General features: G+C 57.8%; 19 protein-coding genes and 1 pseudogene. 13 read left to right on the top strand and 7 right to left on the bottom strand.

The features are described 5' to 3' along the window. The first annotated feature begins 77 nt into the window (after positions 1-77). Both smc and WG915_RS01960 read left to right on the top strand, forming a co-directional pair. A complete protein-coding gene (gene smc, locus WG915_RS01965) occupies positions 78-3515 on the top strand; it encodes a chromosome segregation protein SMC (protein ID WP_339563689.1) in 3438 nt (1145 codons plus the stop codon). Positions 3516-3540: 25 nt separating this feature from the next. Next, entirely contained in the window at positions 3541-6885 is a 3345-nt protein-coding gene (locus WG915_RS01960; protein WP_339563688.1) for a hypothetical protein, read from the top strand. Between the two features lie 17 nt (positions 6886-6902). Here the strand turns inward: WG915_RS01960 and WG915_RS01955 are convergent, their stop codons facing one another. After that, on the bottom strand, positions 6903-7295 hold the full coding sequence (locus WG915_RS01955) for an ArsR/SmtB family transcription factor (protein ID WP_339563687.1): 393 nt from the start codon (positions 7293-7295) through the stop codon (positions 6903-6905). A gap of 52 nt (positions 7296-7347) precedes the next feature. Between WG915_RS01955 and WG915_RS01950 the strand changes: the two genes are divergently transcribed. From WG915_RS01950 to ffh, 5 genes are all read left to right on the top strand, one after another. Then, positions 7348-8367 (top strand): cation diffusion facilitator family transporter, encoded by a 1020-nt coding sequence (locus WG915_RS01950; RefSeq protein ID WP_339563686.1) that lies wholly within the window; start codon positions 7348-7350, stop codon positions 8365-8367. Between the two features lie 41 nt (positions 8368-8408). Beyond that, positions 8409-9995 (top strand): signal recognition particle-docking protein FtsY, encoded by a 1587-nt coding sequence (gene ftsY / locus WG915_RS01945; protein WP_339563950.1) that lies wholly within the window; start codon positions 8409-8411, stop codon positions 9993-9995. A 176-nt stretch (positions 9996-10171) separates the two neighbouring features. Next, entirely contained in the window at positions 10172-11473 is a 1302-nt protein-coding gene (locus WG915_RS01940) for an ammonium transporter (protein ID WP_339563685.1), read from the top strand. A 3-nt stretch (positions 11474-11476) separates the two neighbouring features. Further along, entirely contained in the window at positions 11477-11815 is a 339-nt protein-coding gene (locus WG915_RS01935; protein ID WP_339563684.1) for a P-II family nitrogen regulator, read from the top strand. Positions 11816-13043: 1228 nt separating this feature from the next. Then, positions 13044-14660: a signal recognition particle protein gene (gene ffh, locus WG915_RS01930; RefSeq protein WP_339563683.1), complete on the top strand. Its 1617-nt coding sequence runs from the start codon at positions 13044-13046 to the stop codon at positions 14658-14660. A gap of 39 nt (positions 14661-14699) precedes the next feature. Here the strand turns inward: ffh and WG915_RS01925 are convergent, their stop codons facing one another. From WG915_RS01925 to WG915_RS01915, 3 genes are all read right to left on the bottom strand, one after another. Then, positions 14700-15299 (bottom strand): class I SAM-dependent methyltransferase, encoded by a 600-nt coding sequence (locus WG915_RS01925; RefSeq protein WP_339563682.1) that lies wholly within the window; start codon positions 15297-15299, stop codon positions 14700-14702. Positions 15300-15382: 83 nt separating this feature from the next. Next, positions 15383-16009: a response regulator transcription factor gene (locus tag WG915_RS01920; protein WP_339563681.1), complete on the bottom strand. Its 627-nt coding sequence runs from the start codon at positions 16007-16009 to the stop codon at positions 15383-15385. Then, positions 15985-17157: a sensor histidine kinase gene (locus WG915_RS01915; protein ID WP_339563680.1), complete on the bottom strand. Its 1173-nt coding sequence runs from the start codon at positions 17155-17157 to the stop codon at positions 15985-15987. Before WG915_RS01915 ends, WG915_RS01920 begins: the two co-directional genes overlap by 25 nt. A 112-nt stretch (positions 17158-17269) precedes the next feature. On the opposite strand from WG915_RS01915, the gene WG915_RS01910 reads away from it, so the two are divergent. Continuing rightward, positions 17270-18142 carry a CPBP family intramembrane glutamic endopeptidase gene (locus tag WG915_RS01910; RefSeq protein ID WP_339563679.1) on the top strand — a complete coding sequence of 291 codons (873 nt, stop codon included), beginning with the start codon at positions 17270-17272 and terminating at the stop codon, positions 18140-18142. A 137-nt stretch (positions 18143-18279) separates the two neighbouring features. After that, on the top strand, positions 18280-18813 hold the full coding sequence (rpsP, locus tag WG915_RS01905; RefSeq protein ID WP_339563678.1) for a 30S ribosomal protein S16: 534 nt from the start codon (positions 18280-18282) through the stop codon (positions 18811-18813). 88 nt (positions 18814-18901) lie between these two features. On the opposite strand, the gene WG915_RS01900 is transcribed toward rpsP, so the two are convergent. Further along, complete coding sequence (locus WG915_RS01900) at positions 18902-20017, bottom strand: ATP-binding protein (RefSeq protein ID WP_339563677.1); 1116 nt, start codon at positions 20015-20017, stop codon at positions 18902-18904. A 113-nt stretch (positions 20018-20130) separates the two neighbouring features. On the opposite strand from WG915_RS01900, the gene rimM reads away from it, so the two are divergent. Then, entirely contained in the window at positions 20131-20625 is a 495-nt protein-coding gene (gene rimM / locus WG915_RS01895) for a ribosome maturation factor RimM (RefSeq protein WP_339563676.1), read from the top strand. After that, the gene (trmD, locus tag WG915_RS01890; protein WP_339563675.1) at positions 20625-21425 is read left to right on the top strand and encodes a tRNA (guanosine(37)-N1)-methyltransferase TrmD; all 801 of its coding nucleotides are present in this window, start codon (positions 20625-20627) and stop codon (positions 21423-21425) included. Before rimM ends, trmD begins: the two co-directional genes overlap by 1 nt. A 409-nt stretch (positions 21426-21834) precedes the next feature. On the opposite strand, the gene WG915_RS01885 is transcribed toward trmD, so the two are convergent. Next, on the bottom strand, positions 21835-22935 hold the full coding sequence (locus WG915_RS01885) for an asparaginase (RefSeq protein ID WP_339563674.1): 1101 nt from the start codon (positions 22933-22935) through the stop codon (positions 21835-21837). A 162-nt stretch (positions 22936-23097) separates the two neighbouring features. Here WG915_RS01885 and WG915_RS01880 point away from each other — a divergent pair, with 162 nt between their 5' ends. Continuing rightward, complete coding sequence (locus WG915_RS01880; protein ID WP_339563673.1) at positions 23098-25371, top strand: Tex family protein; 2274 nt, start codon at positions 23098-23100, stop codon at positions 25369-25371. Positions 25372-25485: 114 nt separating this feature from the next. Next, the gene (gene rplS / locus WG915_RS01875) at positions 25486-25827 is read left to right on the top strand and encodes a 50S ribosomal protein L19 (protein ID WP_339563672.1); all 342 of its coding nucleotides are present in this window, start codon (positions 25486-25488) and stop codon (positions 25825-25827) included. A 141-nt stretch (positions 25828-25968) separates the two neighbouring features. On the opposite strand, the pseudogene WG915_RS01870 reads toward rplS, so the two are convergent. Then, positions 25969-26088 (bottom strand): annotated as a pseudogene (locus WG915_RS01870) (IS30 family transposase); the annotation flags it as partial.

Here is a 26088-nt window from a genome sequence, read left to right as displayed (position 1 = left end):
CGAAGTACAACGCCGAATTCCAGGGTTAGCGCGGCAGCCTGCGTGAATACTAGAACCCTGCTTGTTAGTATCAAGCGGTGCATCTAAAATCGCTGACCCTCAAAGGATTCAAGTCTTTTGCCTCGTCAACGACCCTGAAGTTCGAGCCCGGGATCTGCGCGGTGGTGGGGCCGAACGGCTCTGGCAAGTCCAACGTTGTAGACGCGCTGGCTTGGGTCATGGGGGAGCACTCAGCTAAGACCCTGCGCGGCGGCAAAATGGAGGACGTCATCTTCGCCGGCGCGGGGGAGCGCAAGGCGCTGGGCCGCGCCGAGGTGACCTTGACCATCGATAACTCGGATGGGGCCCTCCCGATCGAGTACTCCGAGGTATCGGTTACCAGACGCATGTTCCGCGACGGCGCCAGCGAATACGAAATCAACGGGGCCAAGGCTCGGTTGATGGACGTGCAGGAGCTGCTCTCCGACTCCGGTATCGGCCGGGAAATGCACGTCATCGTGGGACAGGGGCGCCTCGCCCAGATCTTGGAGTCCCGCCCCGAGGAACGCCGCGCCTTTATCGAAGAAGCAGCGGGTGTGCTCAAGCACCGCCGTCGCAAGGAGAAGGCGCAGCGCAAGCTCCTCGGCATGCAAGCAAACCTTGACCGACTCAGCGACCTTACTGAGGAGCTCAAACGCCAGCTCAAACCACTTGCTCGCCAGGCAGAAACCGCGCAGCGCGCTGCCACTGTACAAGCGGATCTGCGCGACGCGAAGCTGCGGCTGGCGGCCGCGAACTTGAGCGAGCTAGAAGCCAAGCTCAGTGATGCCCACAACCAGACCAAGATTCTGGCGGAGCAGGTCGCAGAGGTCACAGAGCGTCTTGAGGAAGCAACCGGGGAGCAACTAGAAACCGAAGCTCTGCTACAGCGGGCGACGGAAGAAGCCGATGCCGCCCAACAACTCTGGTTCCAACTATCAGCGTTGGCAGAGCGGGTTTCTGCAACCGTGCGTATCGCGGCCGACCGCGCTCGCACCCAACCAGAGGTACCCTACAACGGACCCGACCCAGAGGACTTAGAGGGCCGCGCAGAACAGGCTGACCAGCAGCAGGCTGAACTGGATCAAGCAGTTGCTATCGCACGTGAACGTTTGGAATCAATCCGCGAGCAGGTTGAAGATCATGAGGACGCGTTGCAGCGCGCCGATAAAGAACACCTGGCACGGGTGCGGGCGATTGCGGATCGGCGTGAAGGCGTCGTCAGGCTGTTAGCAGCCGAGGAAAGCCACCGTGCCCAAGTGGCAAGTAGTGAAAGCGAAGCTGAAAGGCTGACCGAACAGCTGGAAGAAACCCTCGCCCGTGCGCAGCAGGCGAGCACTGAAGAGCGAGCTGTCGCGGAGGAATTGGAGCAGCTGGCTACTCGACGTCAACCACTCGAGGAAGCCCACACCCGGGCCGCTGCCGAAGCCGGTGCCGCCGAGTCTCGATTAGAGCAGCTGCGCAGCAAACAGCGGGACCTGGAACGCGCAGTATCGAAGTGGGAATCCCGCATCGACACGCTCAAGCAGACTGTGCCAAAACAAGCCGTGCAGCTAGACAATTGGGGCCCAATCGCTGACTTCATCACTCCGCATCGAGGCATAGAGAAGGCTCTCTCGGCCGCGCTGGGCGCAGCAGGTGAAGCACTCAGTGGTGAGAGCCTGCAGGAAGCCCTAGCGCAGCTCAGCCCGGACAAAATCTCCCGAACCGTGCTCATCGAGGCATCCCAGCAAAAGCAATGGCGGATGGAAGCAACGCTGCCGAAGGGGACTAGCTGGCTGCTGGATCATGTGGACGTCGATAAGCGCTATGCCCGAGCCCTCACGCGCCTACTCGCCGACGTCGTGCTAACCCCCGACGCAAGCACTGCGCTGCAAGTAGTTGAGCAGGACCCTCGCCTGCGTGCGGTGACCCCAGCCGGGACCCTACGCGGTGAGGGTTGGGTGGCGCTCGGTAGTGGATCCACAAGCGTGGAAACAGCTGCCCACATTGCGGAGGCCAGTGCTGAATTGGCACAAGCGCGGGAAGAACTCAACCACATCGCCGGGACCTTCGAAGGCGCCGTGCAAGCAGCAGAGGAAGCTCGTATTCAGGCCGCGGGTGCAAAGTCGGCACTGCGCGAGCATGACACCTTCGTTGACTCAATGCAGCGCGACGCACAACGCCTGCACAAACAAGCCGAGGCTAGCCGCAATGAACACCAACGGATGGCCGCGCGAGTCCAACAATCCGAACTGCGCGCAGTTGAGGCACAACAGCAACTCGACGAAACCCTGGATCGGCTAGCCCGAGTGGAGGAACACGAGGAGGAAGAACCATCCACCGCGGAGCGCGACGCAGCCCAAACCGCGCTCGCACAAGTCAAAGCGATGGATATGGAAGCCCGCCTGGCACTGCGCACCGCCGAAGAGCGCGCCGGGCAGTCCCGTGGGCGTGGCGATCAGCTCCGCAGACAGGCCCAGCATGAAAGACAGGCTAAGGCGCGGCACGAGGCGGCCATGGCGTCGCGTCGATCCGCCGCTGCATTAGCTCAAGCGGTGGAACGCAATGCCAGCTTGATCCAGGACCGCGTGCAGGAGGCGCTGAGCAGGTCAGAACAACAGCGCACGCAAACGGCCGAGGTGAAGGCCGCTTTTTCCGCCAAGTTGGCAGCGGCTAAAGATGCCGCCCATGCCGCCCAATTGGAGTTGAACAAGCTCAGCGATTCAAAGCATGCCTCCGATATTGCTCGTTCACAGGCACAAGTTCGCATTGAGGAAGCACAGTCCCAGGCCGAAAATCAGCTGGGAGTGCCAGTGGAGGTGCTGCTCCGCGAGTATGCGCCGGATGCGGACTTTGACAAGGCTGCAGAGCATGCACGCTTGAAGAAGGCGGAGAAAGCGCTCGCTTCCTTAGGCAAAGTGAACCCGTTGGCGCTCGAGGAATTCAAGGCGTTGGAAGAGCGCTATGAATACTTGGCAGGGCAATTGGCGGATGTCCAGAAAGCTCGCAAAGACCTCTCTGACGTGATCGAGGACGTGGATGCCAAGATCCTGCAGCTGTTCGCCGATGCGTGGCACGACGTCGAAAGAGAATTTCCGGCAGTCTTTTCCACGCTATTCCCCGGCGGCGAGGGACGCTTGGTGCTTACCGACCCAGAAGATATGCTCGCTACTGGCATCGAGGTGGAGGCCCGCCCGCCAGGAAAGCGGGTCAAGCGGCTCACGTTGCTTTCTGGTGGCGAAAAATCTCTCACGGCGTTGGCCATGCTGGTAGCAATTTTCAAGGCGCGCCCAAGCCCGTTTTATGTTATGGATGAGGTGGAAGCGGCACTGGATGATACCAATCTGCGTCGCCTGATCAACCTCTTTGAACAGCTCCGAGAAACCTCACAGCTCATCGTGATTACTCACCAAAAGCCGACGATGGACGTGGCTAACGTCCTCTACGGGGTGACGATGCAGGGCGATGGTGTAACCCGCGTGATTAGCCAGCGCATGAGTCCTGCTACAACTTAAGTGGCAGGCTACGAAAGGAACAACATTGAGCGGCGCTAGGCCTATTGCTGATTTACAGGATTCTCTCCTCGGGTGGGCATCCCAAACTGAACTGGAATTAGCACAAACGCTAGCCGACATCGAATTTTTCCCAAATTCGAGCCTTTCCCGGGATGAGCTGCAGCGCATCGAGCGATTCTTCGGCACATTCGTCCGACGCCAGCTGTCCGCTGGGGCGGACTTTGCTGCTCTGTTATCAGTGATGCCCGCGCTCACCACCACCACTTTGATCAAGCGCGCGTCGCGCATGGTGGAACGAGATCGCCTCTTTGAGGAGTACTGTGCGGGGCTGGAAATCCCCGCCCACCACTCGAAAGTGGTGGCAAGCTGTGCACTTCAACTGATTGAACAGGTCGGCCTGCTCGTGGTCGGGACAGACCCCGTAGCGGCCTTGGAACTTCATACCGGCGTGACCAGCGCGAAAATTCCTGATGTTCTGGAGGCCCTGGATAACGGCGAGGATCCTGCGAAGCTGGATATACCGCAGTGCGAGCATCACCAAAAACTGTTTGCTGATATCGCTGCCGTCCGTGATTTCTCCGTGGAACATCCCACTTCTTGGCTGGACCGCGACCGCTCGCATTTGACGTTGGCGCCACTGGTGAATGATTCGGTGGTAGAGGAGCTCAAAGAGCGCCCCGCTGGAACTGAAGGACGTCGCACCGCGGTCGGAGTTGCTACCCGTGAACTGCGACCCCGCGTCATTTTGGATGCGGTGCGGCGTAAGGTGTGCCTCCGGTTGCCGGAGCAGCAAGTGCCAGACGGTGATGAGATCCTCTGGCGTGTCAGCGTGGAAGGCACGACCCGAATCTTCCGCACTGGGCGGCCTTGGGGCGATACTTCTCCCTACACAGAGTCACTTGATATCACCCTGGACAACCCGATTCGTGAGCTGACGGTGCATGATTCCACCAACGGCATCACCTGGCACGTCCCAGTGATCAACTCCGAAGACCCCGTTTTGGTGTTTACCCCCAAGGGACACAACATTACGGCTAAGGCTTCGTTGCATTATGCGGCATTGCAGGTCCTCGCCCCGGCGGATGCCGAACTCGTGGATGTGGTGACCTCTAAGCAACTTCCTGAGGTGGAGTCCTTCCAGATCGAAGGCTGGGAGTCCTGGACGTGTCATGTTCTGGACACCTCCAAAGCTGATTCTTTGCAGCTCCTTCGGCCTGGCCAACAAGTCTCTCCAGTGCGTCCGGTTCGCTCCATCAATCCGCGACAGCGTGTGACCTTCCGAGACCCAGCGCCAGCTATTGAAAATATCAGCACTGCAGCAGGGTTGCCGGTTCACAACGAAAGTTTGTTGGTGGATTTCCCACCTACGTTGTCTGGTTCAGATGAGATCTGGTATCTCTCGATTTCTTCATTCGGCGGTGTCGGCGCAGCCGGCGAGGAAGTCATGCAAGAAGAACCGCTCGAGGTACCAGCTGAGGGCGGCAGCTTCGAGATCTTCGATCCTGAGGCCTATGAGGATCCTTGGGTAGGCGAGTACTTGGTTCGGTTGCGCGGCCCGCGTAACGAGTCATTCCGCCATGAATATGCCATCGTCGAGGGGATGGCCGCCTCCACCGATTTCGCTGGCCTGGTCCGTTCTGTTCGTATTCCCGCCACGGGTGGCCTCAGCACCGCCGTACTGCTGGTTAAGCCGACGTTTAAGCCTTTTGAGGTCAGCCCCGCTGAGATTGAGGTCGCTCCCAACGCCGCTGAGGCAACCTTTGCGGTGACCACTGAGGTAGGCGATCAGCTTCCCTTGCGTTTCACGCCGCCACGACTGCAGTTTGATCTACCGCTCGTCGGCAAGCCTGCGCTGTGGCGCACCACTCGCATTACCTGCCGCGCGGCAGACCTTGACCCAACCCGGGAGCTGCGCATTCGTGCGGGGCGTGACCTCGGGCGGCCGACAGTCACACTGCGTAACCACCACGGCGCGCCGGTTCGTACCGTCAAGCTCGCTTCCGAGGACGGTGTGACTTACACCTGCATGATTCCGGCCACCACGATGCTCACCGGACGCCTCGAATTGGAATGGACTGATGCACGTAGCAAGAAGCGGGCGTCGGTAAACCTGGCCGATATTGACAGCACCCCGCACTACACCGATGTCAGTCTCGACGGCGGTGAGCTGGTGTTGGAAGGCTTTATTGTAGGTCGTGACCTCGAGGCTTGGGTATGGCTGGAAACTGCGCCATGGGTGCCTGCTTTGTCCTTGCCGCTGACAGGTGCACGCACCACACTGCCTGCCGCGCTTATCGACGCCGGTCCAGTGCTCCTAGACATCCATTCCAACGACCCCTTCAACACTCTGCGGGCGCCTTATGCGCCAACCGCCTCCGCGGTCCGCGTGGCACAACCAGGCTTCTTCTCCCAACAGACTGAGTCCTTCGCCCAGATTTCTGCGTTCCTAGCGGGGGAACAGGAAACGGCGCCGAGTGACCCGCAGGTGTTGCCAGTGCTGTGGGACTATCTGAGCAGCTGGAACAGCGATCACCAGAACCGGGCGTCGGTGGTCTCTGCCTTGTCCGCGAACCCTGGTGCTGCGTTGGAGGCCCTTTCGGCCTCCTTGGTGCCAGCCGAAAAACAGCCGGGCCGGATTATCTCTTCTGGTTTGATTTTGGGGGCATTTACTGCAGCTAGTTCCGTGGATCGCCACCGCACGCCATGGATCGGAGCGCTGGAGCTGATGGGCAAGCTGCCAGCTTTGCTCGAGTCAGAAGAATCAACTCGTCCTGTATTACAAGAATTGGAAGAGATCGCAGGTAAACGCCTGGTAGAGGCACTGACTACTGGCAGGGACACCACTTTGGATACTGCTTGTATTGATCGCGGCACGGTACAGCTCGCGGCCATGGATGCGGCCCAACAGCAGGCGCTTCTTGGTGTCCTGTTTGGTCAAGGCGACATTGTGCCGGGCGCCATCATGGAAGATTCGGCACGCCTACTTGCGGTCATGGAGGCATTCCATCGCCGCACGGAGCTCACCGCGATCTTGTCTGATGAAACAGTTATTCAGACGATGGTGAGTACGCTGCGGGCGCTCAAAGGCACCAATCGTGCGTTGTACGCTTCTGCGCGGGTGCGTTTTGACAAGCTGGACGGTGTTGATACGAATTCGCGGGAAAACCACTGGGCGCTTGCGCCGGTAGCCTCGCTTGTCTTTGCTCTCGCGGCGCGTATGCATGCGCATGGGCTGATCGGTAAACCAAAGCTCCTATTGAAGGCTGCCCCAGCGTGGGCTGCACTCGCGGAGGTCATTCCGGATCTAGTGACCGGTGACCTGATTTCAGCGGAAGCCATGGTCCTGGCCCTAAAGTACCCGGGGATGTAAGTGCTATAGCTGCTGCATTAGCCGTCGTGGGCCTCGTGTCGACGGCGGTTGTGCAGCATGTGCCGATATGCGTGGGGCTCACTGCCGTGGACGTCGCCAGCGACGTGCTCGGCGTGGGAAAGCCCTTCGCTGAGCAGTAGCTCCAGGTGTTCGTCATCGGCGGAATAGAACATGAAGGTGCCTTGGCGTCGGAAGTTCACCAGTCGGGCTGTCTTGAGTTTCGCAAGGTGCTGGCTGACTACAGAAGGGGAGACCTCGAGTAGTTCGGCCAGTTGTCCGACGCTGAACTCGCCTTGAAGCAGCAACCAAATCAGTCGGATCCGAGTTGGGTCGCTGAGGATGCGAAAGGACTCGGCCGCCAGGTTGGCATGCATCATGTCTGGAGTGTGGACAGTGTCGTGCTTGTGCATATATTTACTATAACTACTTGCGTATCTGCACATGTATGCAGATACTTAAATTATGTTGACGCAACCAGCAACGCACGACCATGAGCATGGGCACACACATGCGCACGCGCACGGTGATGAGCACGGCTTATGGCAGCGTTTCCGGCACGCTATCCTGCCGCACTCTCATGATCATGCCGACATGATCAGCGATTCGACAGAGGCTACTAAAGTGGCAATCCGCGCCGCGTGGCTCAGCTTGGCTGGAATGGCCGCAACCGCGTTGCTGCAGGTGGTCATAGTCGCGATCAGTGGCTCGGTCGGGTTGCTCGCAGACACAATTCACAATATTGGCCACCTCGTGACCACCATCCCGCTCATCATTGCACTCCGGATTTCCACGCGTCCGGCCACCAAGCGCTACACCTTCGGCCTCAAGCGTGCCGAGGACCTAGTGGGATTATTTATCGGGCTGGTGATTGCGGTTTCGGTGGTGTTGATCTTTATCGACGCATTTGATGCCCTCCGGCACCCACGCGACATGGCAAACTCCGGATGGGTTCTCGCCGCCGCCATCATCGGAGCCCTGGGCAATGAAGCAGTGGCGCAGTTCCGAATCCGATCGGGGCGGCGTGTGGGCTCGGCCGCACTAATTGCGGAAGGCCAGCACGCGCGCACCGATGCCCTGACCTCAGTTGCGGTCATCTTCGGTGTAGTAGGAACCTGGCTCGGTTTTTCGCAGCTCGACGCGGCCATCGGACTGTTCATTGGGGTGATGGTTCTCGGGGTCTTACTCAGCTCCATGCGGTCCGTACTGCAGCGGCTTCTCGACGGCAGCGACCCCGCAATCGTGGATACCGTCCAGGAAGAGCTGGCAGAACACCCAGAGTTGAGCGGGGTGCAGCACATCCGAGCGCGCTGGCTGGGCCATCAACTGTGGGTAGAAGCGGACGTCGATATGCGGCCCGACGCCACCGTGGCCGACATGGCGCACCTGCGTCATCACGTGGGCGAGCATCTCAAAAGCCGACTGCCACGTTTGGAAAGCTTTTCCTTGAATTGCCAGCCGGTTACCCCACCCGCCTCGGGATAAGTGGCAGCGGGCCGAGGTTTGCTGACACTATGGAAACCATGATGAATACCACTTACCTGATCCTCGGCCTTGTTGTCCTTGTGCTACTGCTAGCTGTCGTCATCATGATCGTGCTGGGAAACAAGCGCAAAAAGGACAAAACCGTTACCTTCACCAAGGAAGAGCAGCCGAAAGAGCTGACGCGTGAGGAAAAGAGTGGCAACTATCAGGCCGCTGGCGGTTTCAACTTTGCGCCCGCCAAGGATAAAGAACCTGAGCTCCTGGAAGGCCAACGCTTAGACGCCGTACAGCCGCAAGAGCAGCAGGCCGCAGCATCAGTCATGCCACCAGTTCCAGCAGCACAACCGGAGCCTAAAACGGCCACGGACATGGTGCTGAAAAAGGTGCCGGTTCCAAAGCCGGAAGCTGAAGTTTCTGAGCAGGCCACTGCGGAGCAAACGCATCAGGTCAGGGAAGAAGAAACCGGTGCTGAGGTACCTGCTGCTGCAGCTGCTACTGCCGCGACCACCCCGCTTGCTCGAGAGGTGGCAGAAGAAATTAAGGATGTTAAGGACGTCGAAACGCCGGCGGAACCAGAGATTGCTGAGGAAGCCGAAGAAGCTGCCGAGGCCGCTGCAGTAACCGTCGATGCCGCAGAAGCAGCACTCGAACAGACCCCCGTGCCGGACACTGCTCCGGCTCCGGCACCGCAACCACTCGATGAGATCGAACCTGCTGTCGGACGCTTGGGCAAGCTGCGCGGAAAACTGGCAAAGTCCAATAATTTCCTTGGCCAGTCTGTGCTCGGCATGCTCACTGCTGGTGACCTGGATGAGGACTCCTGGGAGGAAATCGAGGATCAGCTGATCATGGCTGATCTCGGTACGGCAACCACAGTTAAGGTTGTGGAAAGCCTGCGTGAAAAGATCGCGGCTCGGGGTGTGGAAACCGAAGAACAGGCCAAAGCCATGCTGCGCGAAACCCTCATCGAGGTGGGAAAGCCAGAGCTGGATCGCTCCATCAAAGCGATGCCTTATGAGGGTAAACCAGCAGTTGTGCTGGTCGTCGGCGTCAACGGCACCGGCAAGACCACTACTACCGGCAAGCTTGCCCGCGTTTTGGTGTCGATGGGGCACAAAGTGTTGCTCGGCGCAGCCGATACTTTCCGTGCCGCGGCCGCGGACCAGCTGGAGACCTGGGGACGCCGTGTGGGCGCTGAAACTGTGCGAGGCGCAGAAGGCGCAGACCCTGCCTCGGTGGCTTTTGATGCAGTGGCTAAGGGCGTAGAAACTCAAGCGGATGTTGTGCTCATCGATACCGCAGGTCGCCTCCACACTTCTGTCGGTCTGATGGACCAGCTCGGCAAGGTCAAGCGCGTGGTGGAGAAGAAGGCAAAGGTAGACGAGGTGCTGTTGGTGCTAGACGCTACCGTTGGCCAGAACGGCTTGATGCAGGCGCGTACCTTCCGGGACGTAGTAGATATCACCGGTGTTGTGCTCACCAAACTCGATGGCACTGCTAAGGGCGGCATTGTATTCCAGGTCCAGGAGGAGCTGGGAGTGCCCGTCAAACTCGTAGGACTCGGTGAGGGCGCAGATCACCTCGCGCCCTTCGAGGTAGAGAGCTTCGTGGACGCCTTGCTGGCCTAGCAGCCTTCGCCCACGTTTTTCAGCCCGCGATATGGATGAACTTACATCGTCCAGATCGTGGGCTTTTTGCATGTTGCGGACTCGTGAATAAAAGAACTTCAGCTTGGTTACTGCAGGTTTAGGATTTCTGCATTGGGTCAATGATGGGCCCCAAGATCAGAGAAAGAAGGCCCGTCATGAACACGGAAGTCTTTGCCAATACCTCGTGGATGTTGGTGTCCACCGCGATGGTGCTCCTCATGACACCTGCGCTTGCGCTGTTTTACGGCGGCATGTCCCGCCAAAAGTCGGTGCTGAACATGATGATGATGTCCTTCGGCTCACTTGGTGTAGTGACCGTTGTGTACATCCTGTGGGGTTGGTCGATTTCCTACGGCTCCCAAGACATTGGCGGCATCTTTGCCAATCCTTTTCAGTTCTTTGGCTTACACGGAGCGATTTCCGTCAACGGGATGCCGCTGATTTCCAAGTTTGGGTATCCAACGGTTATCGAGATCGGATACCAGCTCACATTCGCTGTGATTGCTTGTGCCTTGATTTCGGGAGCGCTTGCAGATCGTGTGAAGTTCGGTACCTGGTTGGTGTTCACTGGTGCCTGGTCCACCTTCGTCTATTTCCCACTCGCACACATGGTGTGGGGCGGTGGATTGCTCTCTGAGCACGCGCATTCGGTTGCTGCCTGGATGTTTGGTGCGCATGGCGACGAAGCGGCAGTGCCACCAGTTGATTTCGCGGGTGGCACAGCAATTCACATTTCGGCAGGCACAGCCGCGTTGTTGTTAGCGATATGCGTCGGCAAGCGCCACAGCTTCCTGCGCTCAGCTCACCGCCCACACAATCTCCCGATCGTCATGTTAGGTGCCTCGCTGTTGTGGTTTGGTTGGTTCGGTTTCAATGGCGGCTCGGCGCACGGTGCCAGTTGGCTCACTGGCCTAGCGACGCTCAACACGACGGCTTCGGCGGCCGCCGGCATTTTGGGGTGGTTGTTAGCGGAAAAGCTTCGCGACGGCCACGCAACCTCTCTCGGCGCGGCTTCCGGAGTCGTGGCTGGACTGGTGACGATTACCCCAGCTGCTGGTGTGCTTACCCCGTTAACCTCGATAATTTTAGGCTTCATAGGTGGCATGCTGGCTGCCTTTGGTGTGGCGCTCAAGTTCCGTTTCAAATTTGACGATTCCCTCGACGTTGTCGGTGTTCACCTCGTCGCGGGTATTTGGGGAACAATCGGGCTGGCCTTCTTTGCCGATGGCAAAGGCATCTTCACCGGAAACCCGAGTTATGGATTCAAACTGCTCATCGTGCAAATCGCGGTGGCGGCCCTGACGATGCTGTACGCAGGTATCGTCACCGCAGTCATCGGCTGGATCTTGGAAAAGACTATGGGGTGGCGAGTCGACCGCGATGTGGAGCACGGCGGCATCGACGCCCACGTCCACGGTGAAACCGCATACGATGCCCTCGGAATGGAAGGCAAATAGCAAATGAAACTCATCAGTGCAGTAATTCAGCCCTTTATGCTTGACGACGTCCGCGCGTCACTGAGCAGTCTTGGCTGCCATGGCATGACGGTCACCGATGTCCAGGGCTTCGGAAATCAAAAAAGCCACAAGGAGGTCTACCGCGGCGCGAACTACAACCCGGAATATGTGGCAAAGTCCAAGATCGAAGTACTCGTTCATGACGAGTACGTAGACCAAGTGGTGGCGACGATACTGGAATCTGCCCGCACAGGCAAGGTGGGCGACGGCAAGATCTGGGTCACCCATGTTGAAGACGTAATCCGAGTGCGGACAGGGGAGCGTGGCGACGGAGCGCTCTAAGGATGCGCCCTTCGGGTGTTATTCCGCAGACGAAGAGGTGCGGGGTTGCAGCTGGCAACTCCACTTTTGCATTAATGCTGCTGTTTTCGCTCTTTCTTTATCTGCAAGCCCAAGTGGGCGCCAACTAGTGGCATTATGCACAACACCGCCATGAAGATGATGAATCCAAGATCGAATGGTTCACCACTGTAGATCCGCAGGCAGATGCCAATTATTAGAACTACAACTGAAAGAACCCAAAATGGCGCTTCGCGCCGCGGTTTTACAGACAATGAGCTGCTCCTCCACTAATGTTGACCCGCACCGTGCGAGCATTCGGATAAATCCCGTGAGCAGTTGCAATTGCCGCCACAGCGCCAGCGAACCTGGCAGCTGCGCGACAGTCTTCGCCTGCTGTTTTCACACTCTTCTTGAGAGCGTTGAAAGAAATATGATTCATGAAAATCAGATCCACTTCTGATGCTAGCTGGCGACTGTGCTGGGGGCGGGATCTAGCAATGTTTGACATTGCATTGTGGCCGGAGCGTGATCTATTTGTAACCGCTTCTTTTAAAGGGGATACGAATCAAATTTGATAGATCACACGGGTTGAGTTTATGGAACTAGCTAAGCTTAAGTTTCATATTGAGGTGTGCGCCATCCTGATTGACCTGTCCATAAATAGCCGTGAGCTTGTTTTTCAATCCTTGTCGGTGCGCTAGTGATTCTAGGCGAGCCCGAGATTTATCGTCGAGAGGCAGGAAATCAGTGGGCGTGGAGTAGTCATGCGAATCAACATCATCGAGAGCTACGGCAATCGTTCAGTTGTTTTGATCGCATCTCTTCAGGCCGATAGGGCTCCGCCATTAGTTCTCGGGTCTTGTTGTGCTTGGCGGGCCGGGACGAAGGGCGGATTGTCTGTGGCGCTAGTTAGTGCGTTGTCCATAGCCACAACTGCGAACTGCTCTTGAGGAGCTTCTGCTGTCGTGGCCTGCAAATCAGTGCGTGAAAAGTGGTCCGCGACCAGGAGGGGCATCAATTTTCTATGGAGGCTCATCAAACGGCCCTTCTCTCGAGATAATGAAGAAGTTGAGGGATGACGTTTAACCTGGGTCCTTTGGGGGAACGCAAGTAGCAAGCAAGGTAGCCGACTTCGGAAGCCTTAGAATGTCCAAACTTCGCGCTGAAAGAATCGGCGACTAGAGTTGAACGGAAAGTTGTAGTAGCTGACCACTAGGGAGCCATAGACGTGTTTGAATCTTTGTCCGACCGCCTGCAAACAGCCCTCACGGGTCTTCGAGGCAAGGGCAAGCTGTCCGAAGCGGACATCAACGCCACCGCGCGTGAGATCCGTCTTGCTCTCCTAGAGGCTGACGTTTCGCTAACGGTTGTGCGCGGTTTTATCAAGCGCATTAAGGAACGTGCTGCCGGGGCAGAGGTTTCTGAAGCGCTAAACCCAGCTCAGCAGGTCATTAAGATTGTTAATGAAGAGCTGGTTGAGATTCTCGGCGGTGAGACGCGCCGCATCACCCTGGCGAAGAATCCACCGACCGTCGTTATGCTTGCTGGTTTGCAGGGTGCGGGCAAGACCACCCTTGCCGGCAAGTTGGCCAAGCACCTGACCAAGCAGGGGCACACCCCGATGCTGGTTGCCTGCGACCTACAACGTCCGGGTGCGGTGCAGCAGCTTCAGATTGTCGGTGAGCGGGCTGGGGTACCGACCTTTGCACCCGATCCGGGCACGGCTATGGACACCCTTGATCACGAGATGGGTACCTCGCATGGGGATCCGGTTGAGGTGGCGCGCCAGGGTATTGAGGAAGCGAAGCGTCAGCAGCGTGACTTCGTCATCGTGGATACCGCCGGCCGCCTTGGTATCGACGAAACCTTGATGACGCAGGCCCGTAACATCCGCGACGCGGTGAACCCCGATGAGGTCCTCTTCGTCATCGACGCCATGATCGGCCAGGACGCGGTCCAAACCGCAGAGGCTTTCCGTGACGGTGTCGATTTCACCGGCGTGGTGCTGACCAAGCTGGATGGCGACGCCCGTGGTGGCGCCGCGCTGTCCATCCGTGAAGTCACCGGCAAGCCCATCATGTTCGCCTCCACCGGCGAAAAGCTCGAGGATTTTGATGTTTTCCACCCCGAGCGCATGGCAAGCCGAATTCTGGGCATGGGCGACATGCTCACCCTGATCGAGCAAGCCGAGGCGACGCTGGATCACGAGCAGGCCATGGCCACCGCCCAGAAGATGGGCACGGGGGAGCTCACTCTTGAGGACTTCCTCAATCAGATGCTGATGGTTCGTAAGCTCGGTCCGATTGGCAACATTTTGAAGATGCTGCCTGGTGGTAAGCAAATGTCTGATATGGCGGACATGGTGGATGAAAAACAGCTCGATCGCATCCAAGCCATCATTCGAGGTATGACGCCAGCTGAGCGGGCGAACCCGAACATTCTGAATGCCTCTCGCCGTAAGCGCATTGCTGTGGGCTCTGGCGTGGCTGTGTCCGATGTGAACAATCTGGTCGAGCGGTTCTTCGAGGCCAAGAAGATGATGGGCAAGATGGCCGGACAAATGGGCATGGGCGGTATGGGCGGTGGCTCTGCCACCAAGAAGAAGCGCACCACCCGCAAGGGCAAGGGCGGCAAGAAGAAGCCGATCAAGAACCGCGGACCAAAGATGCCAGGTGGCGGCATGCCAGGAATGCCTGGCGGCATGCCTTCCATGGAAGAACTGCAGAAAATGCAGGAGCAGATGGGTGGCGCGGGGATGCCAGGTATGCCGGGTATCCCGGGCATGCCAAAGATGCCTAAAGGCATGGAGAACATTGACTTGGACAAGCTCAAGTTCGATAAGTGATGATGCGGTAGGGGTGTATCGCCACCTCTGCCGCTACCGTCAGGGCAGCGCGTTGAATATCGTGCCGATTGCTTTGATCCAGTCCCACAACGTAGACCGTGTAGTCCCAGATTGGTATCCGCGGCTTTCGCCGGATCGGCGCCATTGGATGCAATATCCGCCCAGGCGGGCTTGACAGTTAATGGACTGATGGAAGTTTTTCCGTGCGAATGCGCGTACCTCGCGGAACTTAAACCGAGGAGGGAATGCTGGATTCACCGGTTGCTTGCCCTTGCGGCCGAAGAAACCCGAATCGCTGGTTTGCCCGATCAAGTGAATTCGGCCGCGGTCTGAAAGCAGTGCTTCAATGCGCGGGAATGCGTGGTCTTCTCCGTACTGGTTCAGAGAATTGACTGCAACGATGTAGTCGAATTCTGGCAACTCAAGGCTGCGAAAATCTCCATGAATGAGTGTGGCGTGTGCTCGAACAGCAGCTAGCGCGGCTCCATCAGTGTCAACACAGGTGAGTTCTCCGCATTGGCTTGCCAGGCTTTCCACCAGCTCACCGCAGTGGCTGCCAATGACGAGCACGCGGGATCGCGGATGGGGAATATGCGACAGGATTTCTGAATAGTCTTTGGACTGCTTCTTCTGTGACATCAGCGCCTAATTCAAAGCAATGGACAGGGATAGGCTAAAACTCTACTGACCTAAATCGCTGTAGTGGAAAATCTGATGTCCGGCTACCTGCTGGACCCGAGCTCGGCGATGGCGATTGATACGCGATTATTGCACTCGAGTTTCTCCATGATGCGTGTGATGTGCGTTTTTACTGTGGATAAGGAAACAAAGAGTTCACGCGCTATTTCGTCATTACTCTTTCCCTGCGCAATGAGCTTTGCGACGTCCCTTTCGCGGCCACTCAACTTATTTAGCCGCGGGTCCTGCGGTGTTGGGGTGGCTTTGTTGAGTAGAGACTGGAGGACTTGCTGTGACACAAGCGGTTGACCAGTTGCTGCCGCGTGGATAGCTCCAATGAGCTGGGCTGGGGGAGTCGTTTTGAGGAGAAATCCCGTAGCTCCACGCCGCAGGGCAGTGAGAACATTGTGCTCGGTGTCGAAGGCAGTTAAAACCAAGACCTTTGGAGCATTCGGCTGGTGGACGATGAATTCCAGCGCCTCTAAGCCGTCGAGCACAGGCATGCGCAAGTCAAGGAGCAAAACGTCGCAGTGCGGGGCGAGCGAGAGGGCTTCTTTGCCATTCGTGGCTTCTCCTGTGCAGGTGACGTGGGGGTCGCCGTCGATAAGCATGCGGAGACCGTGGCGCATGAGAGCTTCATCATCAGCTATTCCAACGCGGATTGCTGGCATGGCAACTCCAAGGTGACGGTGAAAGGGTGGTGAATTACGCTCAGCTTACCGCCGCATAAGGTCGCGCGTTCATGCAGGCCAATGAGGCCTTTCCCCATAGGGGTATCCGGTGCGGACGAAGGATTACTAACTGCAATCCGCAGCGCATCGTCAGCCACAACATCGACGGAGACGGGCGCCTGCGGGGCATGCTTTCGGGCATTAGTTAGTGCTTCTTGCACCATGCGGTGCGCGGTGTGCTTGGCGGCAGTAGAAAGATTCTCCAGCGCTCGGGAAGCATTAGGGCTGATGCTGAGGTCGATGTGAGTCCCTGCGCTGCGTGCTTGTTCGACGAGCTCAGCTATGGTGACTCGCGGATCAACGAGGTCCGGTTCGGTCCGCAGCACGGACAGCACTTCTTGGAGATCAGTCACTGCCGCTCTCGCTTGTTCGCTAATGGTGCTGGCTTGGTGCTGCAACTCCGCTGCTTGCAAGTCGTTTCGGAACTCCAACACCCCGGCATGAAGTGTGATCAAACTGAGGCGATGCGCCAGGCTGTCATGCATATCCCGGGCGATGTTGAGGCGCTCATCGTAGCGTGCCATGGCCTCATGTTCACGCAAGATTGCTTCGTTAAGCTGGACCTTTTGCCAGAGCAGTTCCGCCGCTTCACGCCGCTTTCCTTTGGCAGTACCTGCAATTATGCACGCAAGTATCAGCAAGAAGGTGGTCCAGAGCACCGGCACGATATCGGACTTGTCAGGGTCCACGGCCAAGTTGGCCGCTGCCCCCAACTGCGCAGCTATCGCTCCGATAGTCATCGATCGGACCGTGCGCTTCGACGCCAACTGCACGAGAGCATAAAGCCCTGCGATGACCCCAAGCGCACTGAACCAGCCGCAGAACACGGTGGCGGCGCCGAGTAGGTAGCCCCCCTGTTGTTCGCCCTTGCTCCGTAGCAGGAACGGAAGGCACACCAAGCTGAAAATGCCGGTAGGCAATTGTGCTAACCAGAAGATAATCCGGGGTGTTACGTACTCCGGTGGGAGCGCAGCAATATCTTGGAAATTGAATATCACCGGCAGCATGAACAGGTACAGCAACAGGCCGAGTCCCCAGCTGATAGCTGTGGCAACTTTCCAGCGGGGGCGGGGTGCTTCTATGACCATAAGGCCTAACTATAACGCCGGTGCGGCTGAGCTAGTGTCGGCCGAAAGTATGAAAAACAGTGGCCAAATGACTGATGCGTAGTGATATCAACTTCGGGGAAAGTTGGCTGCTATGACGTACTTTATTTGTAGCCGCCGTCGGTGGTGGCACCCGATTCTAGAATTTGTTCTCCTCTTGCTATTCAGCGCCGTATTCCTGGGATTAAGCCTCGGTGCGCTCGCTGGCATCAGCGCACTTTTAGGCGATTCAGGCTTTGTTGGACGCGGCTTTGCAGAATCGATGGATATGTATCAGCTGGAAGTATTCGTTTGTGGCATGCTGTTTCTCGCAGTACTCGCACCAGCAGCGCTCCTGAGCGCTCGAATTGTACGGCGACACCGGTGGCGGACGTTACTTTCAGTTACTGGTAGTTTTTCCTGGCGCTACCTTGGTTTTGGCAGCATAGTGGTGCTGGCTTTGGCGGTGTTGGTCTCCATCGTGGTTGCTGCGGTAGAACCTGCGGGGGAGGTTCACCTCGATGTTGGTTTGCTCCTCGCTTGTTTCTTGTTGGTTCCCCTGCAATCGGTGGCCGAGGAACTGGTATTCCGGGGTATTCTAGGGCAGGCTATCGGGGCGTGGACGCGGTCGCCAATAGCTGCGATCCTCATACCGATGCCACTCTTTGTTTTCGGTCATGACTACAGCCCACTTGGTTTGGTAGCTATTGCTTGGTTTGCATTGTGCGCCGGGTTCCTAGCACATCGGACCGGAAGTTTGGCGGCTCCAATGGCACTTCACATAGGTAATAACCTCGGCTTTGTCACCTTTGGGGTGTTGGGATTGCAGGATTTGAACCAGACTGAGATGGGGATACTGGTTTCCGTAGCCGATGTGATCTTTGTCAGCGTCGCGACGATCGTGTTATTGCAGCTCCATCGCCGGATGACAGCTACTCGGGCGCTCACGGCGCACGGCAGTTTGGAGCTGAATGGCCAGCTGGTCTAAACTAGTCGAGTCCTGCGTAATTTTCGCCTCCGGCTCCGGCCGAACGAAGACGTCACACGCAGACCAAATGAAGGGTTGAACCGGCTGTGTTAAAAGAACACAGTGTCTGTACTGCCCAGTGACTAGAAGGAATACACATGGCTGTTAAGTTCAAGCTGCAGCGTATGGGCAAGATCCGTACCCCGCACTACCGCGTTGTCATCGCTGACTCCCGCACCAAGCGCTCCGGCAAGGTTATCGAGAACATCGGTATCTACGAGCCAAAGGCTGAGCCATCCGTCATCAAGATCGATTCTGAGCGCGCTCAGTACTGGCTCTCCGTTGGCGCACAGCCAACCGAGGCTGTGCTGGCTCTGCTGAAGATCACCGGTGACTGGCAGAAGTACAAGGGCATCGAGGGTGCAGAAGGCACTCTGAAGGTTGCCGAGCCTAAGCCAGCTAAGATTGACCTGTTCAACCAGGCTCTCGCAGAGGCTGCCGACGCTCCTACCGCTGAGGCAATCACCGAGAAGAAGCGCAAGGCTAAGGAAGCAGCAGACGCCAAGGCTGCTGCTGAAAAGGAAGCCGCTGAAAAGGCTGCCGCTGAGGAAGCTGCAAAGGAAGCCGCTGCTGAAGAAGCTACCGAAGAAGCTCCTGCAGAAGAGGCCGCTGAAGAAGCTGCTGCAGAGTAATTCCTGCTAGGCATCCGCCCTCTACCGCAAACATTTAATTGTTTGGGTAGGGGGCGTTTTGTATGAGCAGGTATCGCTGTGTGTGTACTCACCAAAAGGGGATAGGCGCTGCGTCCTGCTTCCTCCTCAGGAAATCTCGTAGCCCGGGAATGGCAAAGCGGAGCAGGCCGTGACCGGACGGGACAATGATGAAACGGTCGATCAATCGGCGACGGTACTGGCTCGCGGTGTCTGCGCTGCGGTCAATACGCTCGATGATATCCGCCAGCTTTGAATCACCATCGTCTTCAGCCATGGCCGTTAAAAAGGCCAACTCGAGTTCTGTGCAACGGGAGAGCACCGGCTCGAGGACCAGCTTGCCCAGTTCAGCGTGCGCGAGCTCGATGCCGCGCTGTGCGGCGGCAAGGTCAAGCTTTCCGTCAGTAGCTCGATTCCAGGAATGATAGCCAATCAACTGGATGAGAAACGGGTAGCCGTGAGTGGCTTGCATGGCTGTCTGCAGCGCCGCTGCATCCCAGGATCCGCCTGCTTCTCGCACAGGATCTTGCAGCCCTCGGAGCGCATCCTCCGGGGTAACCGCGCCTAAAAGATGACGGTCAGCACGGCGCAAGAACGTGATTCCGGGGTGATCTAAGAGGGCGTTGACTTCCTCGGGCAGTCCGGCGATTGCGAAGGCGATATTCTTGTTTTCTCGAAAGAGATGCTGGATGGCTGCCATCAGTTCAGCCAATTCGTCCACCGTTGCGCGCCCGACCTCGTCAACGGTGAGGAAGAGGCCATTGGGGGCGTGGCTCAGGACGTCGTTAAGCAAGCTGCGCAGCCCTGGATCGGGCTCATGCTTCTCGACGCGTTCGGTGCGCACCCCGCCCAGCCCTGCTGGCGCGCTAAAACCGGTGAGCCTCGTGCCGGTCGCGCGGGGGTCGATGTCGCGGAGTAGCGCAGGCAGGTGGTCGTCGGTGAACCGAGAAAGTAGGCCGGGTAGGGCAGTTTCGCTGATAACGTGCATGCCGTTGCTGCGGGCAGTGTCCTCGAGCTCATTGAGGAGTACCGTCTTGCCAACTCCACGGGTGCCGATCAACAATAGTGCGCGACTGGGGGCGCCTGGCCCCTGATCCAGCGCAGACTGGAAAGCAACGAGCACTTCTTGGCGTCCTACCGGATGTGAAGGCGAGGTCCCAAAAGTAGGGGTAAACGGGTTGTGCACAGTTCTCCTCCGCTGCTCAGATTGCTCAGGTTTCGAGATCTGACTCAGTTTTATCAGTTTTCGGGATGCTACTCAGTCTACTCAGTTTTTGGTGCTGCGCTAGAGTAAACAGCATGGAATTGATGATTGGTCGAGTGGTGAAATCGCATGGGATCCGTGGCGAAGTAGTGGTGGACGCAACCACCGATGACCCTGACCTGCGTTATATTGTCGGCGAAGTACTGCATGGTACGCAGGGTAAGAAAGAACACGAACTAACCATCGCCAGTATTCGGGAGCATCAGGGCCGACTGCTCATCAAGTTCGAGGAGATCCCAGACCGCACTGCTGCGGATTCGCTGCGTGGAACGAAGTTTTTCGCAGACCCAATCTACGATGAAGATGACGGCTTCTACGACCATGAGCTCGAGGGCTTGCACGTGATCCTAGACGGCAAACAGATCGGTACCGTTACCGGAATCAGCCACGGTCCAGCGCAGTCCTTGCTGGAAGTAGAAATCGCAGGCCGAGAAGTCCTGATCCCCTTTGTGGCTGAAATCGTGCCGGAAGTTGATCTCGAAGCGGGTACAGCCACCATCACACCACCCGAAGGACTGCTGGATCTCTAATGCGCCTCGACGTCATCACCATATTTCCGGAATATCTCGGGCCATTGCGTCATGCATTGCTTGGCAAGGCAATCGAAAAAGGCATCCTTTCCGTAGGCGTCCACAACCTGCGCGATTGGGCGACCGACGCGCACAAATCCGTGGATGACACCCCCTATGGTGGTGGCCCGGGCATGGTCATGAAACCGACGGTATGGGGGCCGGCGCTTGACGACGTCAGCCAGGGGCGCGCTGCCGGATGGCAATTGGATTCCGCCACGCCACATGCCGATAAACCCCGACATGATGACTTAAGTGGTCGGGAATTTGCTGGCTACGGTACGGATATTCCCGAGTCAGACAAACCTCTGCTCATCGTCCCGACTCCCGCAGGTAAGCCGTTCACACAAGATTTAGCGCGCCGCTGGTCGAGTGAAGAACATATCGTGTTTGCCTGCGGCCGCTACGAGGGTATTGACCAGCGCGTGGTTGATGATGCTGCGCACCGCTACCGGGTCGAAGAAGTCTCCATCGGCGACTACGTCCTCATCGGTGGGGAAGTAGCAGTTTTGGTGATCACCGAGGCGATCGTCCGTCTGATCCCTGGCGTGTTGGGGAACGCATCCTCGCATGAAGAAGATTCGTTCTCCGATGGCCTCCTCGAAGGCCCGTCTTATACCAAGCCGCGTGAATGGCGCGGGCTTAAGGTGCCGGATGTCTTGTTCTCGGGGAATCACAAACTGGTGGAGCAGTGGCGCCACGAACAGTCGCTGGCGCGGACACGAGAGCGTCGACCAGACCTTTTGGACGAGCCACAATGATCCCTTGTAGTTGAGGTTGACCTGCTGCGGGCTCGCTGTATCGGCCCGGCGTTCGCAGATCTTCGGCTTTGCGATGTCCCGGGGTGTCCGTAGGTTTTGGGCGACGTGCATTGACGGTGCGGCAGTGGGAAAGCCACACAATAGCCAGCAACGCCAGGTAGCCTAGCGCCGGTCTCTGAACGATCTATTTCCGTTTCCGCCCGAGCCACCGGTAACCAGGGCCTTGTTGTGAACCGCTGTCCACCACGGGAAATCCTCCCCGCGAAATGGATATCCATCCTTTAGTTTGGGCTGGCTTTTCGCGGTTTCGCGGGGCGTATTTTCCAGAGCAATGCATGCGCAAGACCCCCTTGCTGCGCGTATCAGAACGGAAAGCGAGCGCAACAAGGGGGCCTTGGAAAAACTAGTACTACTTGTCCTGTGGGAACAGTTCCTTCACATCAGTACCGGTAGCAAGCGCAGCAACAACGAGGATGCGGGATTGTCCCGGGCGGAGGATGCCAGAACCAATCACGCCCTTTTCAGCCAAGGTAGCGCCGCCACCGGCGCCGCCGTAGGTGCCCTCAACTAGGCCCTTGTCCACGCGGGTGGACATCACGACTGGGATTCCCTTGCCGGCGGCGTCGACAATCGCGTCAGCGATCGCGCCACCGACGTTGCCGGAGCCCATGCCCTCGATGACTAGGCCCTTTGCGCCGGAGTCTACTGCGGCTTTGACTAGCTCACCCGGTGCACCTGGGTAGGCGGCGATGATGTCGACGCGGGTGCCATCCAGTGGCTTGAGTTCCAATGCCTTTGGTCGCTTGACGTCACCCTTGGCGTTGGTGTCGAAGCCATCCTTGCTGGAGGCATCCATCTTGAAGGCGCCACGCGCATGCAGGATCTTCCCGCCGAAAGCGATGAAGGCGCCCTTGCCCTTGTTCTTTGGATCTGTCGCGGCGGTCACTGCGAGAGTGAGGTTGTCTGGACCGTCGGTATCTGGATCATCGAACGGGAACATCGAACCGGTGAGCACCACTGGTTGCTCGGTGTCCAAGAACGTGTCGATGGCGATGGCAGATTCTTCCATGGAATCTGTGCCGTGGGAGACGATGATGCCAGTGACACCATCTTCTTTCAGGGTCTCGTGCACCATCTTGAGGATGTTGTCGGTGTCCTTCAAAGTCATCGCGCTGGAATCCAGCTGGCTTACCTGGCGGACCTCGATGCTCAGCTTGCTCTTGTCGAACTTCTCGTACACCTTCTTCAGGAGTTCCTCACCGGAAACGGTAGGGACGAGCGCGCCGGAGGCATCCTTCTGGCTGGCGATGGTGCCGCCAGTTGCTAGCATGACGAGCTTGCCGGAGATTGATTTGTAGTCCGTCTTGGACCCCGCACCCGCGGTCTCGCTTGATTTGGCCTCGGCCTTCGTTTCTGAAGTGCCGGAGCTGCACGCTGCGAGCAGTCCTGCGGTGGTGGCTAGGGCGCTGCCTGCTAAGAACCGGCGCCGAGAGATTCCCTGAGAATCCATCTGTACTTCCTTTCATTAGTGCTTAACTTTGATTTAATCTGCGGCCTGCGAAGATGGGTAGCAGTTGAGACAAAGTTCATGTTTGGGAACCGTTTTGCAGGCACTTAAGTGGCATTCGGGGGTGCCGACTTAGCTAGATAGGGGAGGCGCTACCATGAACAAATGCTTTCCCTCATCGCCCAAGAACTCGGAATCGATCGCACACAAGTCGAAGCCACTGTCACACTGCTCGATGAAGGCAACACCGTGCCTTTCATCGCCCGCTATCGCAAAGAGGTCACCGGTGGCCTTGATGACACGCAGCTACGCACTATTGAAGAACGCCTGACGTACCTGCGCGAACTTGAAGAACGCAAGGCCGCCGTGTTGAAGGCCATTGCGGAGCAGGGCAAGCTCACCGATGATCTCCGCGCGCTTATCGACGGCGTGAGTAGCAAAGCGCGCTTGGAAGACCTCTACCTGCCGTTTAAGAAGCGTCGTAAGACCAAGGCAGACAGTGCCCGCGAGGCTGGGTTGGAACCACTGGTAGATGAGCTAATTGCTGAGGGCACTCCCGATCTTTCTGCCTTCCACAGCGAGGGATTCGCAGATGACAAGGCAGTCGTGGAAGGTGCCCGGGCGATCCTCATCGATCGTTTTGCCATGGATGCGGACCTCGTTGGTGAGCTGCGGGATGAGATGTACAGCCGAGGAGCGATGCAGGCGAGCGTTATTGCAGGTAAAGAAATCGAAGGGGCAAAGTTCAAGGACTACTTCGAGTTCACCGAGCCATTTCACACGCTGCCCTCGCACCGAATTCTCGCATTGCTGCGGGGCGAAGCAGAGGGAGTACTCCACCTGAACCTGGACGCGGATGATGACTACTTCGAGGGCCTGATCAAGCGACGTTTCGGGCTTGGCGATACGCGGTGGATTAATGACGCAGTCCACTGGGGCTGGAAGACCAAGCTCTTTATCTCTGCTGGCCTAGACACCAGGATGCGGTTAAAGGAGAAAGCGGAGGAGGGCGCGCTTGAAGTGTTCAAGAAGAACTTGCGCGATGTGCTCCTCGCCGCTCCCGCAGGCCAGCGCGCCACCCTGGGCCTCGATCCTGGATTCCGCAATGGCGTGAAATGCGCAGTGGTGGACAAGACCGGAAAGGTCTTGGCGACCTCCATCGTGTATCCGCACCAGCCACAGAATCAGTGGTCGCAGGCGGTGCAAAACCTGGCGGCATTGGTTGCCGAACACGGGGTGGATCTGCTTGCAGTGGGCAATGGTACGGCTTCGCGGGAAACGGAGAAGCTGGCTGGAGAGATCGCCGGGCTGATCGAGCAGGCTGGTGGCAAGAAGCCCACCCCGGTCGTAGTGTCCGAATCAGGAGCCTCAGTCTACTCCGCTTCAGCGCTGGCTGCTGCGGAATTCCCAGACATGGATGTCTCCTTGCGTGGGGCGGTGTCTATTGCCCGCAGGCTCCAAGACCCGCTGGCAGAGTTGGTCAAAATTGATCCAAAGGCCATCGGCGTGGGGCAATACCAACACGATGTGAACCAGACTGCGTTGGCGCGCGCCTTGGACAACGTGGTGGAGGACGCGGTGAACGCCGTGGGAGTGGATCTCAACTCCGCTTCGGCGCCGTTGCTCACACGCGTAGCAGGGATCACCCCGGCCTTGGCCGAGAACATTGTGACCTACCGCGATGAAAATGGCGTTTTTGCTGCTCGCACAGCACTGAAAAAGGTGCCACGCCTCGGGCCGAAGGCATTCCAGCAGTGTGCGGGCTTCCTGCGCATCACTGGCGCTAAGAATCCGCTCGATGCTTCTGCCGTACACCCGGAGGCGTATCCAGTGGTGAAGAAGATCGCAGCGGCAACCGGGCTTGGGGTCGCTGAACTCATAGGCAATTCACGGGTGTTGGGGTCGCTGAATCCGCGAGATTTTGCCGACGAGCAGTTTGGCATCCCCACGGTCACCGACATCATCGCCGAGCTGGAAAAGCCCGGCCGAGATCCGCGCCCCGAGTTCAAAACCGCCACCTTCAAAGAAGGCGTGGAAAAGATCTCTGACCTCAAACCCGGAATGATTCTGGAAGGTACCGTCACAAATGTCGCCGCCTTTGGCGCCTTTGTGGACGTCGGAGTGCATCAAGATGGCCTCGTGCACGTTTCCGCCATGTCCGATAGCTATGTTGATGATCCGCACAAGGTGGTGCGCAGCGGCCAGGTAGTCAAGGTCCGCGTCCTTGAGGTGGATGAAGCGCGGAAGCGAATTTCGCTTTCCCTGCGGCTCAATGATGAACCCGAGCGGAAAGCAGAGTCTCAGAAGGCTGCACCACGGGCAGCCGGACCACGCCAGCACAAGGCGCAAGGCGGGAAGCAACGTGGCAATGGGCGTCGACAAGCACCCGCTGGCGGAACGATGGCTGAAGCTTTGAAGAAAGCAGGATTTGGTCGATAGTCGCAGCAGGTGGCATACTAGTCCAGTTCTATGTTTCGGGCACGAACCAGCACGAGCGTCCCAGTAGGGAAAATGCCGCTAGGTTCCTCTGTTCATCAAAGTAAAAGGAAATCAATGAACCTCATTGACAAGCTTGACGCAGCATCCCTGCGCGAGGATGTTCCAGCATTCCGCGCCGGCGACACCCTCGATGTCCACGTAAAGGTCATCGAAGGTAACAAGACCCGTACCCAGCTCTTCAAAGGCGTCGTCATTCGTCGCCAGGGTGGCGGCATCCGCGAAACCTTCACCGTTCGCAAGATCTCTTTCGGCATCGGTGTAGAGCGTACCTTCCCGGTTCACTCTCCAAACCTTGAGAAGATCGAGGTTGTTTCCCGCGGTGACGTTCGCCGTGCGAAGCTGTACTACCTGCGCGACCTGCGCGGCAAGGCAGCGAAAATTAAGGAAAAGCGCTAGTTACCAGCGTTTTCCTCAGGGCCCCAAGTCCACCCAGGTGGTGGCTTGGGGTTCTTTTGTTGCGCACTGAGCTTGCGCGAACCCCTTTTGCCGAGCTTCCCAGGTCACTGTTATTGAAAACGCATGACATCCAGGGCGGTGTCAAGCTGTGAATGCACCATTGAGTGTTTTCATCAGTATCTCACGAGGAGTGCACCCACCCAGCACGATTCGCGGAGTGTCATTGAGCTCATCTTGCACAAACTGGACATGCTCGGCAGT

This window comes from Corynebacterium sp. H128, assembly GCF_037482625.1.
Lineage (GTDB): Bacteria > Actinomycetota > Actinomycetes > Mycobacteriales > Mycobacteriaceae > Corynebacterium.
Note: the sequence above shows the minus strand (reverse complement) of the source record. Positions and strands in the feature narration are given on the sequence as shown.